The following is a 16,039-nucleotide window of genomic DNA, read 5'->3' as shown; positions in this document are numbered from 1 at the left end:
GAAAAGCGATGAACAAACCGTGGTTGCAAGATTATCCAGCTGACATGCCAAAAACGATTGACTATGAGGTGAAGCCGCTCTATGATGCGCTATCCCGAGCCGCGACCGATTTCCCGAACAAGACCGCCATCTCCTTCATCGGTAAAGAGTTGACGTTCGCCGAAGTCGACGATGCGGCGAAACGGTTGGCGACGATGCTTCAATCGAAAGGGCTGCAAAAAGGGGACCGTGTCAGTCTGATGCTCCCGAACTGTCCGCAATTCGTCATTTCGTTCTATGCGGTCCTGTACGCCGGCGGTACGGTCGTCCAGACGAATCCGCTCTACACGGAGCATGAGCTCGAGAACTTGATCACGGACTCCGGTGCGAGCATCATCGTCACGCTCGACCTCCTGTATCCAAAATCACTTCGTGTGAAGCAGAAGACGGACGTCAAAACGATTATCACGACGAGCATCGCCGACTATCTGCCATTCCCGAAGAACAAGCTGTATCCGATCAAAGTGAAGCGCGAGAACAACATCGTCATCGATACGACAGGTTCGGTCGCGTTCAAGGACTATAAACAGTTCGATCCGATCACGCCGGTCACAGTCGACCCGAAAGAAGACGTCGCGGTCCTGCAGTATACGGGCGGGACAACAGGTCTGCCGAAAGGCGTTATGCTGACGCACTTCAACTTGACGGCGAACGTCGACCAGATTTCGAACTTCTTCTATAGATATAACCGTGGTGATGAGAAGCGGGTCCTATGCGTCGTACCGTTCTTCCATATTTACGGGATGTCATGCTGCCTGAACTTCGGGATGGCGAACGGATACGAGCTCGTCCTCGTGCCACGCTTCGACGTCACCGATGTCTTAAAGACAATCAATAAGAAGAAACCACATTTCTTCCCGGGTGCCCCAACGATGTACGTCGGTATCTTGAACGACCCGAAACTGAAAAAATACGACTTGTCGTCAATCGAGGCGTGTATCTCGGGCTCGGCCCCGCTGCCGGTCGAAGTACAGGAGCAGTTCGAGAGCATCACGGGCGGACGTATCGTCGAAGGCTACGGCTTGTCGGAGACGTCACCGGTCACGCATGCGAACTTCTTATGGGATAAACGGATTGTCGGCTCGATCGGGGTGCCGTTGTCGGACACATCTGCTAAAATTGTAAAGGCAGACGGAGAGACGCTGGCCGATATCGGCGAAATCGGGGAGATCATGCTGCACGGTCCGCAAGTGATGAAAGGGTACTGGCAGAAGCCAGAAGAGACGGCAGCCGTCTTGAAGGACGAATGGCTCGCGACCGGTGACCTCGGCTATATGGGCGAGGACGGGTTCTTTTATATCGTCGACCGGAAGAAAGACATGATTATCGCCGGAGGCTTCAACGTCTATCCGCGTGAGATCGAAGAAGTGCTATACGAACATCCGGCCGTCAAGGAAGCGGTCTGTATCGGCGTACCGGACCCGTATCGCGGTGAGACGGTCAAGGCGTTCATTGTGACGCGTGACGGCGCCAGCGTGACGGAAGAAGAGCTCGACAAGCACTGTCGCGAGAAACTCGCAGCGTATAAAGTACCGAAGCTGTATGAGTTCCGAGAAGAGTTGCCGAAGACGTTCGTCGGTAAGATTTTACGTCGCGTCCTCGTCGACGAAGAGAAGGCGAAACAAGTGAAACAAAGCAGTTGACACAAGCGTGTCACATGATAGAATAATAAATGAATGAACCATCATTCATTTTTAAGCAGCGGTAAGGAGCTTGGGTGTTTATGACAAAGAATGGATCAAAAAGTGACCGCATTATCGATGCGGCAGTGAAAGTGATTGCGGATCATGGCTATCACGGTGCAAAGGTGACGGCCATCGCCAAAGAGGCGGGCGTCGCCGACGGAACGATTTATCTGTACTTCAAAAACAAGGAACATCTGTTAATTGAATTGTTCCAGACGAAGATGGGCCTGTTCATCGACTACTCGAAACAACAAATCGAGCGGGAGACGACAGCCGGCGACAAGCTGTATCAGTTGATTGAGTCGCACTTGAAGCAATTATCTGCCGATTACGACCTCGCCGTCGTGACGCAAATCGAGCTCCGTCAGTCGAACTTGGCGCTCCGTCAAAAGATTAGCGAAGTGCTCAAACCGTACTTGAACTTAATCGATGCGGTCGTACAACACGGAATCGACACGGGCGAATTCGATCGCGACCTCGACTATCGACTCGCTCGGCAGATGATTTTCGGCACGATCGACGAAGTGGTCACGAGTTGGATGGCGAGCGGCTTCAAGTATGACTTGATGTCGACGCTACCGAAAGTACACCATATGTTAAAAAAAGGGCTTGCTTAACCGTAAGCCCTCTCGCTAGCTCAAAAAATGAACGCTGATTCATGAATGATGGTGCGAACAACTTATAAGGGGGAACTACGATGAATATTTTTGTATTGCTGAAGCGTACGTTCGATACAGAGGAAGCGATTCAGCTCGAGAATGGGGAAATTCAAGAAGACGGCGCTGAGTTCATCATCAACCCGTATGACGAATATGCGGTCGAAGAAGCCATCCGTAAGCGTGACGATCTCGGGGGAGAAGTCACGGTCGTAACGGTCGGACCAGAAGACGCGGACAAAGAACTTCGGACGGCGCTCGCGATGGGTGCGGATAAAGCGGTCCGCATCTCGATCGAGGATGACGTCGAGGACGCAGACCATGTGACGATTTCGAAAGTGCTCGCCACGTACTTGAAAGAGCAGGCGCCAGATCTCATCTTCGCGGGGAACGTCGCCATTGACGGCGGCAGCGGCCAAGTCGCACCACGTGTCGCTGAACTGTTGGACATGAACTACGTGACGACGATCACGAAACTCGACATCCACGGCACGACGGCGACGGTCACACGCGACGTCGAAGGGGACACTGAAGTGATCGAAGTGGCGCTCCCGCTCCTCGTGACCGCGCAGCAAGGATTGAACGAGCCGCGTTACCCGAGCCTTCCAGGCATCATGAAGGCGAAGAAGAAGCCACTCGAAGAACTCGAACTGTCTGACATCGACCTCGATGAAGACGAGATCGAAGCGAAAATCGAGACAATCGAACGCTTCTTGCCGGAAGAGAAGAAAGCCGGGCGCATCCTTGAAGGGGATACGTCGTCACAAGTGAGCGAGCTCGTTCAATTACTTCGCACGGAAGCCAAAGTCATTTAAGGGGGACACATAGATGAAAGCTTTAGTACTCGCAGAAGCGCGTGAAGGCGCGTTACGGAACGTATCATTTGAAGCAATCGCCGCAGCGAAGCAATTGACGGACGACGTGACGGCAGTCGTCATCGGGGATGATGTCAAAGCACTCGCGACGGAACTCGGGGAGTACGGCGCGGGTCGCGTCCTCGTCATCGAAGACGAGCGTCTCAAGCACTACACGCCGGACGGTTATGGGCAAGTGCTCCGCCAAGTCATCGAGCAAGAGTCGCCGGACATGATCGTGCTCGGTCATACAGCACTCGGAAAAGACATCGCTCCGAAACTCGCGGCGCGTCTCGACGCAGGTCTCATCAGTGACGTCGTCTCAATCGAAGGATCAGGCAAAGACGCCGAGTTCGTCCGCCCGATCTATTCAGGGAAGGCGTTCGAGAAAGTGAAATTCAAAGACTCGGTCATGTTCTTCACAATCCGCCCAAACAACATCGACGCACTCCCGCGCACAGCCGGAGCGAGCGCAACGGTCGAGACACCGAGCGTTGAACTGAAAGATCTTGCTATGATCGTCAAAGAAGTGGTCCGCAAGGCGACAGGGAAAGTCGATTTGACGGAAGCGAAAGTCATCGTCGCCGGTGGCCGTGGCGTCAAGAGCGAAGACGGCTTCAAGCCGCTCGAAGAACTCGCTGAACTGCTCGGCGGTGCCGTCGGTGCTTCACGTGGAGCATGTGACGCCGACTACTGTGACTATGCGCTTCAAATCGGTCAGACCGGGAAAGTCGTCACGCCGGACTTATATATTGCCTGCGGCATCTCGGGCGCGATTCAACACTTGGCTGGGATGAGCAACGCCAAAGTCATCGTCGCCATCAACAAAGACCCGGAAGCGAACATCTTCAGCGTGGCCGATTACGGCATCGTCGGCGACTTGTTCGACGTCGTCCCACTCTTGACGGAAGAGTTCCGCAAACACCTCGTCAATAGCTGATATGCAGAACGTTTGGGGAAACGTACCCTCCGTGGTATACTCTGAACATGAAATGCATGAGAGTGATTCATTCGGCTCTCACATCTTACTGGGGAGGTATTTACCAAATGGCTATTAAACACGCAACGACTCAAACATTTGAACAAGAAGTAAAAGAGGGCGTCGTCCTCGTCGATTTCTGGGCAGCTTGGTGTGGACCGTGCCGCATGATCGCACCGGTACTCGAAGAGCTTGATCAAGAGATGGGCGACCAAGTCCAAATCGTCAAACTCGACGTTGACGAGAACCCAGAAGTAGCGGGCGCTTTCCAAATCCAAAGTATCCCAACACTTATGATGTTCAAAGACGGACAACCTGTTTCGAAAACAATGGGCTTCCAACCAAAAGAAGCACTCAAAGAGTTTATCGCAACAGCACAATAATCACGTACAGCCGACCGGGCAACCGGTCGGCTGTTTTTTGTTGGGCATGTTAGGGAAGAAGGAGTTTAGTCGTGTCGCATGGAATAACAACGGTTAAGGTTCAGTACGGATTGAGGGCGAGAATTCGGAAAACTCAACCGCTGAAAACGTATACATATAGCGGACGATTCTAACTTTTTTTCGTCGCTTTTTGTCGACTCCCTTCATATTTAACAGTTCGGGAATTTTTGAGGAGACTGGAAAATGCGGCAAGGTTTTATCATGGAAACAGACTGAAAATTTACGCTATACTCATGAAGAAGACGTGATGGCGTCAAATGACCTTAATAATTTAGCCATCGTTTGTAAGACTCTGTTCGAAGGAGGAATTTTCTTGTCGTTGTTACATTTAGCTATCTTATTGCCGCTTCTCGCGGCACCGTTCATCCCGTTCTTGTTCCGGGCGCTGAAACGAATCCATACGGGTTGGTTCGTCTTAATCGTTCCGGTCGTCCTATTCGTGTACTTCTTCCGCTTCATCGGAATCACGAGCGGGGGGGACGTGGTGACGGAAACGGTCGAATGGATGCCATCGCTCGGCATCAACTTCACGGCCTACGTGGACGGGCTCGGACTTTTGTTTGCCCTCCTGATTACAGGGATCGGGGCGCTCGTCGTCTTGTATTCGATTTATTACTTGAATAAAGACAAGGAGTCGCTCGGTCATTTTTATGTGTATCTGCTCTTGTTCATGGGCGCGATGCTCGGTGTCGTCCTCTCGGACAACATGGTCGTCATGTACATGTTCTGGGAACTCACGTCGATTTCGTCGTTCCTGTTGATCGGGTACTGGTACGAGAAAGAGCGCTCGCGTTACGGCGCGCGTAAATCGATGCTGATCACCGTGTTCGGTGGGCTGTCGATGCTCGGTGGGATTGTGATTCTCGAGTCGATCGTCGGTTCGTTCAGCATCCGCGAGATGGTCGCCAATCAGGCGGTGATTGCAGACAGCCCGTTCTTTATCGCGGCGATGATTCTCATCTTGCTCGGCGCCTTCACGAAGTCGGCGCAATTCCCGTTCCACATCTGGTTGCCGGACGCGATGGAAGCACCGACCCCGGTCAGTGCGTACCTCCACTCGGCGACGATGGTCAAGGCCGGTCTCTATCTCGTCGCACGGATGAGTCCGGTATTCCAAGAGTCACCGATTTGGCTCTGGACAATCGCCGCGGTCGGGACGTTCACCTTGTTCTGGGGATCGTTCAACGCGGTCAAACAGACCGATTTGAAAGGGATTCTCGCCTTCTCGACGGTCAGTCAGCTCGGTCTGATTATGTCGCTCCTCGGCCTCGGTGCTGCGGCGCTACATTATGACGGGATGGATGACAACATCTATATGGTCGCGACAATCGCTGCGATCTTCCATTTGATTAACCATGCGACGTTCAAAGGCTCGCTGTTCATGATGGTCGGAATCGTCGACCACGAGACGGGGACGCGTGACATCCGCAAACTCGGCGGTCTCATGACCGTCATGCCGATCACGTTCACGATCGCCGTCATCGGTTCATTGTCGATGGCTGGGTTACCGCCGTTCAACGGCTTCCTCAGTAAAGAGATGTTCTTGAAGGCGACGACGAAAGTGTTCTCGATGGACTTCTTCGCGCTCGATACGATCGGCATCTTGATTCCGGTCGTCGCATTCATCGCCAGCGTGTTCACGTTCATCTACAGTTTGATTATCTTTACACGGACGTTCATGGGCAAAGCCCAGTTCGACAAGTTGCCGAAACAGCCGCACGAGGCACCGATCGGGATGCTCATTCCGCCAATGATTCTCGCCATCCTCGTCGTCGTGCTCGGTTTCGTGCCGAACGTCTTATCGAACTCGCTCATCAAACCGGCCGTCGAATCGATTTATCCGACGCTCGTCGCGAGCGGACAAGAGGTCAAAGTCGACATCTACTTCTGGCACGGATTGACGCCTGAACTGTTCATGACGATCGGTGTCATCTTGCTTGGGACGCTCATGTTCTACACGATTAACAAGTGGATGGGCATCTATAACCGGATCCCACACCGCTTGACGCTCAACGGCATGTATGACGGGACGCTCGTCTGGTCGAACAAGGCGGCGTACCGCTTCAAAGATAACTATATGACGGGCTTCATCCGCTCGTACTTGGTTTACATCTTCTTGTTCTTGTCAGGCATGATGTTGTTCTCGATGTATTGGTTCGATTTGTTCAACTTCTCGTTCGGCGAGATGGAACCGGTCGCGCCGTATGAATACGTCCTCGGGGCCGTCGTCATCTTGGCGGCGCTCGCGATCACGTTCATGCGCTCGCGTCTCCCGTCAATCATCTTGCTCGGTGTCGTCGGGTATTCGGTCGCGTTGTTCTTCGTCTTTTTCAATGCACCGGACCTCGCGTTGACGCAGCTCGTCATCGAGACGGTATCGGTCGCGTTGTTCTTGCTCGTCTTCTACCATATGCCGGAAATCAGCAAGAAAGAAGTGCGCGTCAAATTCAAAATCGAGAATGCAATCGTCTCGATAGTCGTCGGGGTGACGGTCATGCTCCTCAGCTTCATGGCGCTATCGAACCGTTCCCTGTCGTCGATCTCAGAGTACTATAAAGAAAATGTCTATGATTTAGCAGCCGGGAAAAACATGGTCAACGTCGTCCTTGTTGACTTCCGTGGCTTTGATACGTTGTTCGAGATCGTCGTCCTTGCCATCGCGGCCATCGGGATTTACACGATGATCAAATTCAGAACGACAGAACGTACGAAAGGAGCACGTGAACATGAACCGAAAAAATGATCAAGTCAATGACGTCATCTTACAGACGGCCGCGGTGATCATCTTCTTCATCATCATCGTGTTCTCGGTTAACCTCTTCTTCGCCGGGCACTACTCGCCGGGCGGAGGGTTCATCGGTGGTTTGATGACGGCCGCGGCGCTCGTGTTGCTGTTGCTCGCCTTCGATTCGAAGACGCTCGCCAACGTGCTCCCGTTCGATTATCGCAAGATGACGGCGCTCGGTCTCGCCATCGCGTTACTGACGTCGCTGCACAGCATCTTCTGGGACCGTCCGTTCCTGACGCATGCGTACGATAAGTTCGACTTGCCGCTTCTAGGCGAACAGACGCTTCACACGGCGATCGCCTTCGACCTCGGCGTCTATCTTGTGGTCATCGGTGTGACGATGACGATCATTCAAACGATTGGAGAGAGTGAATAATGGAAATCTTCGTTAGCATCATCATCGGTGTCTTGACGATGAGCGCTGTCTATATGATTCTCTCAAAGAGTTTGTTGCGCATCATCATCGGCACCGGCCTGCTCAGTCACGCCGCCCACTTGCTCGTCTTGACGATGGGTGGGTTGAAGACCGGAGCGCCACCAGTCCTCGTCGACGGGGTGACGGAATATACCGATCCGCTCCCGCAAGCGCTCGTCTTGACGGCTATCGTCATCAGCTTCGGGGTGACCGCGTTCTTCCTAGTGCTCGCGTATCGGGCCTATCAAGAACTGAATACGGATAATATTGAGGAAATGAAAGGAACGGAATCGAATGATTAACTTACCGATCTTTCCGATTGTCATCCCGGCGCTTGCGGCCATCATCCTCCTCTTCGCGCCGAAGCAGATTCGTCTGCAACGCGGAGTGGCACTCGGGGCTTTACTTGTAACGTTTGCAGTGACGGTGCTGCTGATCTTCACCGTGTCACAGGACGGCATCTTGACCGTCAACTTAGGAAACTGGCCAGCACCGTTCGGGATCACGCTCGTCTCGGACATGCTGTCGGCATTGCTCGTCGCCACGTCGACGTTGATCGTCTTCTTCATCGTCTGGTTCGCGACGCATTACTTCTCGGACGCGTATGAATCGAACTACGTCTACGTCGCGATGCTGTTCCTCCTCGTCGGGGTGAACGGTGCCTTTACGACAGGCGATATCTTCAACTTGTTCGTCTTCTTCGAAGTGTTCCTCATCTCGTCGTACGTGTTGATCGTCCTCGGCGGGAAAGGGGTCCAACTTCGCGAGTCAATCAAGTACTTGCTCGTGAACGTCATCGCCTCGGCGTTGTTCGTCATGGCGGTCGCGCTACTTTACGGAACGGTCGGCACGCTCAGCTTGGCTGACCTCGCGCAAAAGATTCCGCTCGTCGAGAATCAATCCGTTCTCGTCGTGATCGGGGTATTGTTCATGATTGTCTTCGGTTTAAAGGGTGCACTCGTACCGTTACACTACTGGCTCCCGGGCTCGTATGTCGTGGCACCGACGCCAATCCTCGCTATGTTCGGGGCACTTCTGACGAAAGTCGGGGTATACTCGATTTTGCGGACATACACGCTCCTGTTTGATGTCGGGTCGTTCACGCAGAACTTCTTGATTATTCTCGCCGTGTTGACGATCGTCATCGGGATGATCGGCGCCATCGCCTATAATGACGTCAAATTGATCATCATCTACAACATCATGATCGCGGTCGGCGTGATTCTCTATGGGATTGCGCTCAACACGCAGACTTCGCTCGAAGGGGCGCTTTACTACTTGATTCATGACATGTTGATCAAGGCAGCCCTGTTCATGCTCGTCGGCATGATGATCGGCATCACCAAGTCTGGTCAGTTACGCGACATGGGTGGCTTGATTACCCGGTTCCCGCTGTTCGGCTGGACGTTCTTCATCGCCGCCTTGTCGCTCGCCGGGATTCCGCCGCTTAGCGGATTCTTCGGGAAACTGTTAATCGTTCAAGGTGGGGTCGCCGAGGGCAGCCTGTTCGGACCGCTCCTCATCTTGCTGTCGAGTTTGTTCGTCCTCTTCTCCGTCATCAAAATCTTCTTGTACGGATTCTGGGGAGAAGAGAAGCGTGCCTACGACGGTCCGCTCGTTCCGCACATGAAGAAACTCATCGTGCCGACGTTCTTGCTCGTCGCCGTCGCCGTGGCTTACGGCTTTGGCGCCGAGGCGATGCATCCGTTCATTACCCAGGCAATTGAACCGCTCGTGCAACCCGAAATCTATATCGATGCCGTGATTAAGGAGTGATTTAGAGATGGCTTACCAACTACTCATCAACTTTTTCCTGGCGTTCATTTGGATGTTCTTCACGGGTACGTTCACGACGAGCGGATTCATCATCGGCTATTTGCTCGGATTACTCGTCATCTTCATGATGCGCCGCTTCTTCAAGAACACGGACTTCTATTTCATCCGCGTCTTGAAACTATTTAAACTGTTCTTGATTTTCTGTCGGGAGCTCATCCTCGCCAACGTCGAGGTGCTCCGGCTCGTCCTCAGCCCGAAACTGAAAATTAAACCAGGCATCTTCCGGTACCATACCGAGCTCGATGCCGGGTGGAAGGTCAGTTGCCTGTCGATGCTCATCACGCTGACACCAGGTACGCTCGTCGTTCAAGTGTCGGACGACAATAAGACGCTCTATATCCACGCGCTCCATATGCCGGATAAAGAGTCACTCAGACGCGATATTTACGACAACTTTGAGACGAAGATTAAGGAGGCGACCAGCTAATGTTAGATATCATCATTTACGTGGCGCTCGCCATCCTCGTGCTCGCCATGCTCGGAATGTTGTATCGGGTCATCAAAGGACCGACGACGGCTGACCGTGTCATCGCGCTCGATTCGATCGGAATCGGCTTGATCTCCGTCGTCTCGCTGTTGTCGATTCTGCTCGACACGACGATGTTCTTCGAAGTCATCCTCTTGCTCGGGATTTTAGCCTTTATCGGAACGGTGGCGTTCTCGAAATTCCTCGAGAAGGGAGAGATCATCCAACATGACCGCAACAATGATTTATGACATTTTAACCGGTGTCTTCGCGATCATCGGAGTATTCTTCACCGTCGTCGCGGCCATCGGTCTCATCCGGCTGCCGGACATCTACTCGCGGGCCCATGCGGCCTCGAAGAGCGCGACGCTCGGCGTCTTGTTCGTCTTGTTCGCGGCGCTCCTGCACGTCTGGGTCGACCAGCGCATCTTTGACGCACGACTCCTGCTCGGTTTGTTCTTCGTCTTGTTAACGGCTCCGGTCGGTGGACACTTGATCGCTCGGGCGGCTCACGCTCAAGGGGTAAAGCTCTGGGACAAATCGCTCCAGGACGCCTTGCAAGAAGATAAGGATAAAGGAATCGAATGACGAAAGGCTCTTCCATCGCACGATGGAAGAGCCTTTTTAGATGATGTACGAGATATCGGACGCGGACGTCGGATACGCGAACTCCAAGTGTTTGACGTGTTGATGGGTCATATTGTTTTGTATAATGAATGAGAACAGGTTGATCAATTCCGGCGCGTGTTGCCCAATCAAGTGGGCGCCGAGCACATGACCGTCCTTGCTTAACAAGATGCGGGAGAACGCCGTCGTGTCGTTGATCCGCTCATACGTGAGGAAATGGGACAAGTCGTTGTCTTTACATTCATAGTCGATGCCTTGCGCCTTGGCCTCATCGACCGTCAGCCCGACCTTGGCAATCGGTGGTGTCGTGAAGACGACCGTCGGGGCGGGACGCTCGGGGAGCGGACGCGTGTTGTTGCGGAGCAGGTTGAGCGCGGCGATGCGACCTTCCTGTCCGGCGAACGGGGTGAGGGCCGGGTTGCGGCTCTTGGCGACGTCTCCGGCCGCATAGACGTTCGGATTCGTCGTCTGGAGAAACTCGTTGACCAAGACGCCGCCGTGGTCGGACTCGATGCCGGCCGCATCCAAGCGAAGTCGCTCGATGCTCGGAATCCGCCCGGTGGCGTTAAGCACTAGCCCTTCAAGGGTAGAGTCATCTGATAGCGTCACGACGTCGCCATTGATGTCGACCGGCTCGATTCCGTAACGGACATCGATCCCGATTTGCATCGTCTCATCGACGAGCCGTTTGACGACTTTACGGTCGAACGACTTCAACGCCCGCGACCGGACGAGGAGCGTCACGTCACATCCGAACCGGCGCAGAATATGGGCGAATTCGAAGGCGATATAACCGGCTCCGACGATGATGACGTGATGCGGTAATACCTCAAGGTCGAAGACGTCGTTGCTCGTGATGGCAGCGTCTCCGCCGGAGATGTCGAGTGGACGCGGAATTTGCCCCGATGCGATCAAGAATTGATGCGCCGAGATTTCATGTCCTTCGATGACGATTGAGTCTTCGTCGATGAAATGTGGTTCGCCTTCGAACAAATCGATGCCGTGTTCTTGCCAATGATGCATCTTCGTCGTCGGGACGGCAAAGCGGTATTCGTCGACACGATGTTTGAAGGCGTGCCAGTCGAGCTTCAGTTCGCCGGTCACACCGAGCGGTTTCATCCGTTCGGCCCGGGCAATCAGCTCGGCTCCTTCCGCGAGCATTTTTTTCGGGTCACACCCGCGCTGCGGGCACGTCCCGCCGAACGTCCAATTCTCGACAATCGCAATTTGTTTACCGGCGTCACGTAACACGCTGGCGGCTTGGCTCGCTGCCGAGCCGCTGCCGATGATGATGACATCGTACCGTTTCATTCCAAAACCCTCCCTCTGAGACTTCATCAATTTTTTCCCGTCTGGAAGGAACCTAAACTGAGGTGATTGAATTTGAGTCATTCTGACCACATTAAACATAAATTGGCGCTCCTCCCGGACGAGCCCGGCTGTTACTTGCATAAGAACGAGTACGGGGAAATCATTTACGTCGGGAAAGCGAAAAATCTGAAGAACCGGGTCCGGTCGTATTTCACCGGGGCGCACGACATCAAGACGATGCGCCTTGTGGCCGAGATTCGCGATTTCGAATATATCGTCACGGCGAGCGAGCTCGAGGCGCTCCTGCTCGAGATGACGCTCATCAAAAAGCACGACCCGAAATACAACATCCGTCTCAAAGACGACAAGTCGTACCCGTACATCAAAATCACGAACGAGCCGTACCCGCGGTTGCTCACGACGCGGAAGCTGAAGCGGGACGGCGGCTTCTATTTCGGCCCGTATCCGAACGCCTATGCCGCCAACGAGACGAAGCGGTTGCTCGACAAGTTGTATCCGCTCCGGAAATGCCAACCGATGCCGCGCAAGCTCTGTCTGTATTACCACATCGGCCAGTGCCTCGGACCGTGTGAGCTTGCCATCGACACGGACGAGCAAAAAGAGATCGTCCAAGAGATTCGACGCTTCTTGAACGGGGAGACGAGCGAGACGCTCGCCAAACTTCAAGTCGACATGGGACAGGCTGCCGAAGACATGCAGTTCGAACGGGCGGCCGAGCTCCGTGACCAAATCCGGGCCGTCGAATCGATTATGAACAAACAGAACATGATCACGGCCGACCCGACTGCGCGCGACGTCTTTGGCTACACACTCGACCGCGGCTGGATGTGCGTCCAAGTGTTCTATATGCGAGGCGGCAAGATGATCGAGCGCGACGTGTCCCTGTTCCCGCTTCATGGGGAACCGTCCGAGGAGCTCGAGAGTTTCATCGTCCAGTTCTACGAGCAGAACGTATTGCCGAAGGAAGTGCTCGTTCCCGAGATCGTCCGCATCGAGCTGTTGAACGAGGCGATCGGCACGAAAGTGATGCAGCCGAAACGGGGGGCGAAGCGACAGTTGCTCGACCTGGCGACGAAAAATGCAGGCATCGCCTTGAACGAGAAGTTCGAGTTGCTCGCCCGCGACGAAGAGCGGACGCTCCTCGCGATGCGTGAACTCGGGGAAGCGATTGGTATCCCGAACTTGTCGCGCGTCGACATCATCGACAACGCCAACATCCAAGGGGCGGACGCCGTCTCGGCGCTCGTCGTCTTCGAGGATGGCAAGCCGCTCAAGAAGGAATATCGCAAGTACAAGATTCGTACCGTCCAAGGACCGGACGACTATGAGACGATGCGAGAGGTCGTGCGCCGTCGGTTCCGCCGTCTGTTGACGGAAGAGAAACGTCTGCCGGACCTGCTGTTGATTGACGGGGGCATCGGGCAATTGAACGCTGCCCTCGACGTCCTGCAGAACGAGTTCGGGCTCGACTTGCCCGTCGGCTCGTTGAAGAAAGATGACCGTCACCGGACGAGCCAGCTCTTGTTCGGGGAAGGCGGCGGGGTCGTCGAATTGAACTCACGTTCGAGCGCGTTCTACTTGCTCCAACGTATGCAAGACGAGGTCCACCGCTTCGCCATCACGTTCCACCGCAGCCTGCGGACGAAGAAGATGACGAAGTCGGTGCTCGACGATATACCGGGCGTCGGACCGAAGCGGCGTCAGCAGTTGATCCGTCATTTCGGGTCGATGAAGCAGATCCGTCTCGCCTCGCTCGAACAGTTGAAAGAAGCGGGTCTGCCGGAGAAGTTGGCCGAGACCGTAATCCAATACGTCCATGAGGAGACCGATGAATGAACCGAGACGCGTTAGCCGATTTTCCAGACGAGACATCCCCTTTTATTGAACAGTTCGTGCGTGACCTTTCGGACGTGACCGACGCGATTCAACATGCGTACGTGCACGGGTCTGTGACGATGGGAGGCTTTCATCCGAGACAGAGTGACGTCGATTTACTGTTCGTGAGCGACCGAGACCTGTCGGACGAGGAGCGGATCGGTTTGATGCGACTGTGCCTGGCGACATCGGCGCAGCCTTATCCGCTCGAGTTGACAGTGCTGACGGAACGAGCGTTACAGGAATGGGTCCATCCGAGTCCGTTCGAGTTTCATTATAGTGAGCAGTGGCGCATGCGGTTGGAAAAAACATCGATCGACGAGCTGCTCCGTGAGCAACGCGGAATGACAGATCCGGATTTGGCCGCTCACCTCAAAGTCATCATGGAGCGGGGCCGTGTCTTGTTCGGTGCCCCGATGAATGAGTTGGTGGTCGGATTTGAGGATGGACACTACCGAGAGGCGATCAAGGACGACGCATTGGATTGCCTGAGCTCGCTTGATAACCATCCCGTGTACAGCGTATTGAACCTCGTGCGGGTGATGGCCTACGAGACGGATGGACGTGTGCTCGCCAAACGAGAAGTGCTCGAGTGGGCGAAGCGACAACCGATTCCGTCTGATCTTCTGCACGTCATTCAAAAAGCGGCAGCGGCGTATGCGGGCGAAGACAGCACGTTCTCAAGGTCGGAGCTCATCGACTTTTATATCTTCGCCAACGAGCGTCTCTTCCCGTATGAAGACACGGATGAGTCGGAGGATTGATGCAAAAAGAAAGAGCCGATGCGGGTCAACTCGCATCGGCTCTTTCTCATTCATACGTATCTTTTCGGTCTAGTTGGACGGTGATGTGGACGGCCTTGCGCGTCACGTCGGCGTATCCTTCGGCGACGCATTGGAAACGACCCGCAATCTGTTCGGCTAAAAAGCCAGCCTCGAGCTGGAAGTAGCCCGTTGCCTTCTCTTGGGTCGCGGGTGGGGGCGTGAGCTCGAACAAGAATTTATTTCCTTTTTCTTTCAACAGCGTCAAATCTCCCCAGCCGGCCTCACTAAAGAAGGCGCTCAGTTCCTCATTGGGCATGACCGGGAACTTGCGTGCGACCCGTTTACCCGACCAATAGATGACTTGGGCGTAATCGTCCCCAAGCAAATCCGTCAACACATAATCGCGCAACAGTTCGATCGCGAAAGTGGGTTGGCTCATCGTTTCCATCTTCTTCCATCACTCCAATCTCTCTATACCATTATAACGACGAATCGGCTTTTGGTCACCGGGTATTTTGCAAAAGAATGTGTCACAAATCGGTCAGGTTGTCTTGTCATACAAAATTCACAAGAGTAGAATAGGAGACAGAAAGCTATATTTACATTTGAAAACGCTTTTATTTACAAAACGAGCCAAGGGCTCGTACAAAGGGGGAACTAGAATGGCTTCGCAGCGTGACTATTTCAGTCGTAAAGTCCATTCGCTACTTGGGGTCATCCCAATCGGCCTGTTTTTGATCGTCCACTTGTCGGTCAACTACTATATCGTCGATGGGGTGGAGTCGTTTAACAAGGCAGCAAAATTCATGGAGAGCTTACCGTACTTGTACTTCCTTGAAGTCACCATCATCGCTTTGCCGATGATTTTCCACGGCGTGTATGGCGTGTATTATGCGTTTCTCGGTTCGATTAACACGAACCGTTACTCATACGCCCGTAACTGGATGTACATGCTCCAACGCTTCACGGGCGTCTTCCTCGTAATCTTCATCGCTTGGCACGTTTGGGAAACGCGCTTGGCGAAGTTACGTGGCGTTGAAGTGAATGCGGAGATGATGCAAAACATCGTCGACAATCCGCTCATGCTTATCTTCTACATAGTCGGGATCCTCTCGGCTACGTTCCACTTCGCGAACGGTCTCTGGTCGTTTGCCATCACGTGGGGGATCACACAGTCGCCTCGTTCACAGCGCTTCATGAGCTACGTCTCAGGCGCGGTCTTCATGGCACTATCTTTTGTCGGCATCCGTTCAATCTTGACGTTCGCTGGCATCTTGTAA

At 53.8% G+C, this 16,039-nt stretch carries 17 protein-coding genes; 15 read left to right on the top strand and 2 right to left on the bottom strand.

Going from position 1 to position 16,039, the window contains the following annotated elements; translation table 11 throughout:
• The first annotated feature begins 8 nt into the window (after positions 1 to 8).
• The 12 genes from KNP80_RS12905 (at position 9) to mnhG (ending at position 10,749) form a co-directional block, all read left to right on the top strand.
• Entirely contained in the window at positions 9 to 1,682 is a 1,674-nt protein-coding gene (locus KNP80_RS12905) for an AMP-binding protein (protein WP_214832478.1), read from the top strand.
• 80 nt (positions 1,683 to 1,762) lie between these two features.
• Complete coding sequence (locus tag KNP80_RS12900) at positions 1,763 to 2,341, top strand: fatty acid metabolism transcriptional regulator FadR (RefSeq protein WP_021066819.1); 579 nt, start codon at positions 1,763 to 1,765, stop codon at positions 2,339 to 2,341.
• Positions 2,342 to 2,421: 80 nt separating this feature from the next.
• Positions 2,422 to 3,195 carry an electron transfer flavoprotein subunit beta/FixA family protein gene (locus KNP80_RS12895; protein WP_214834881.1) on the top strand — a complete coding sequence of 258 codons (774 nt, stop codon included), beginning with the start codon at positions 2,422 to 2,424 and terminating at the stop codon, positions 3,193 to 3,195.
• Between the two features lie 13 nt (positions 3,196 to 3,208).
• Complete coding sequence (locus tag KNP80_RS12890; RefSeq protein ID WP_214834880.1) at positions 3,209 to 4,174, top strand: electron transfer flavoprotein subunit alpha/FixB family protein; 966 nt, start codon at positions 3,209 to 3,211, stop codon at positions 4,172 to 4,174.
• 107 nt (positions 4,175 to 4,281) lie between these two features.
• The gene (trxA, locus tag KNP80_RS12885) at positions 4,282 to 4,596 is read left to right on the top strand and encodes a thioredoxin (RefSeq protein WP_021066822.1); all 315 of its coding nucleotides are present in this window, start codon (positions 4,282 to 4,284) and stop codon (positions 4,594 to 4,596) included.
• Positions 4,597 to 4,969: 373 nt separating this feature from the next.
• Entirely contained in the window at positions 4,970 to 7,399 is a 2,430-nt protein-coding gene (locus KNP80_RS12880; protein ID WP_214834879.1) for a Na+/H+ antiporter subunit A, read from the top strand.
• Positions 7,383 to 7,820: a Na(+)/H(+) antiporter subunit B gene (locus KNP80_RS12875; protein WP_214719963.1), complete on the top strand. Its 438-nt coding sequence runs from the start codon at positions 7,383 to 7,385 to the stop codon at positions 7,818 to 7,820. The genes KNP80_RS12880 and KNP80_RS12875 overlap by 17 nt, the downstream gene beginning before the upstream one ends.
• Complete coding sequence (locus KNP80_RS12870) at positions 7,820 to 8,161, top strand: Na(+)/H(+) antiporter subunit C (protein ID WP_214719962.1); 342 nt, start codon at positions 7,820 to 7,822, stop codon at positions 8,159 to 8,161. The genes KNP80_RS12875 and KNP80_RS12870 overlap by 1 nt, the downstream gene beginning before the upstream one ends.
• Entirely contained in the window at positions 8,154 to 9,635 is a 1,482-nt protein-coding gene (locus tag KNP80_RS12865) for a Na+/H+ antiporter subunit D (protein ID WP_021066826.1), read from the top strand. The genes KNP80_RS12870 and KNP80_RS12865 overlap by 8 nt, the downstream gene beginning before the upstream one ends.
• 7 nt (positions 9,636 to 9,642) lie before the next feature.
• Positions 9,643 to 10,122: a Na+/H+ antiporter subunit E gene (locus KNP80_RS12860; RefSeq protein ID WP_214834878.1), complete on the top strand. Its 480-nt coding sequence runs from the start codon at positions 9,643 to 9,645 to the stop codon at positions 10,120 to 10,122.
• Positions 10,122 to 10,412, top strand: coding sequence for a Na(+)/H(+) antiporter subunit F1 (locus tag KNP80_RS12855; protein ID WP_214719960.1), 291 nt, complete (start codon positions 10,122 to 10,124; stop codon positions 10,410 to 10,412). Before KNP80_RS12860 ends, KNP80_RS12855 begins: the two co-directional genes overlap by 1 nt.
• Complete coding sequence (gene mnhG / locus KNP80_RS12850; protein WP_214834877.1) at positions 10,390 to 10,749, top strand: monovalent cation/H(+) antiporter subunit G; 360 nt, start codon at positions 10,390 to 10,392, stop codon at positions 10,747 to 10,749. The genes KNP80_RS12855 and mnhG overlap by 23 nt, the downstream gene beginning before the upstream one ends.
• 36 nt (positions 10,750 to 10,785) lie before the next feature.
• On the opposite strand, the gene KNP80_RS12845 is transcribed toward mnhG, so the two are convergent.
• A complete protein-coding gene (locus KNP80_RS12845) occupies positions 10,786 to 12,099 on the bottom strand; it encodes a dihydrolipoyl dehydrogenase family protein (protein WP_214834876.1) in 1,314 nt (437 codons plus the stop codon).
• A 72-nt stretch (positions 12,100 to 12,171) separates the two neighbouring features.
• On the opposite strand from KNP80_RS12845, the gene uvrC reads away from it, so the two are divergent.
• Positions 12,172 to 13,956, top strand: a complete 1,785-nt coding sequence (gene uvrC / locus KNP80_RS12840; RefSeq protein WP_214719957.1) for an excinuclease ABC subunit UvrC — start codon at positions 12,172 to 12,174, stop codon at positions 13,954 to 13,956.
• Positions 13,953 to 14,759: an aminoglycoside adenylyltransferase domain-containing protein gene (locus tag KNP80_RS12835; protein WP_214834875.1), complete on the top strand. Its 807-nt coding sequence runs from the start codon at positions 13,953 to 13,955 to the stop codon at positions 14,757 to 14,759. The genes uvrC and KNP80_RS12835 overlap by 4 nt, the downstream gene beginning before the upstream one ends.
• A gap of 46 nt (positions 14,760 to 14,805) precedes the next feature.
• Here KNP80_RS12835 and KNP80_RS12830 read toward each other — a convergent pair whose 3' ends face one another.
• On the bottom strand, positions 14,806 to 15,198 hold the full coding sequence (locus KNP80_RS12830; protein WP_235045180.1) for a YslB family protein: 393 nt from the start codon (positions 15,196 to 15,198) through the stop codon (positions 14,806 to 14,808).
• A 223-nt stretch (positions 15,199 to 15,421) separates the two neighbouring features.
• Between KNP80_RS12830 and KNP80_RS12825 the strand changes: the two genes are divergently transcribed.
• Positions 15,422 to 16,039, top strand: a complete 618-nt coding sequence (locus KNP80_RS12825; RefSeq protein ID WP_214834874.1) for a succinate dehydrogenase cytochrome b558 subunit — start codon at positions 15,422 to 15,424, stop codon at positions 16,037 to 16,039.

The organism is Exiguobacterium sp. E4787, assembly GCF_018618375.1.
Classification (GTDB): Bacteria; Bacillota; Bacilli; order Exiguobacteriales; family Exiguobacteriaceae; genus Exiguobacterium; species Exiguobacterium chiriqhucha.
The sequence above is the reverse complement of the archived record's forward strand: the minus strand, read 5'-3'. Positions and strand labels throughout refer to the sequence as shown.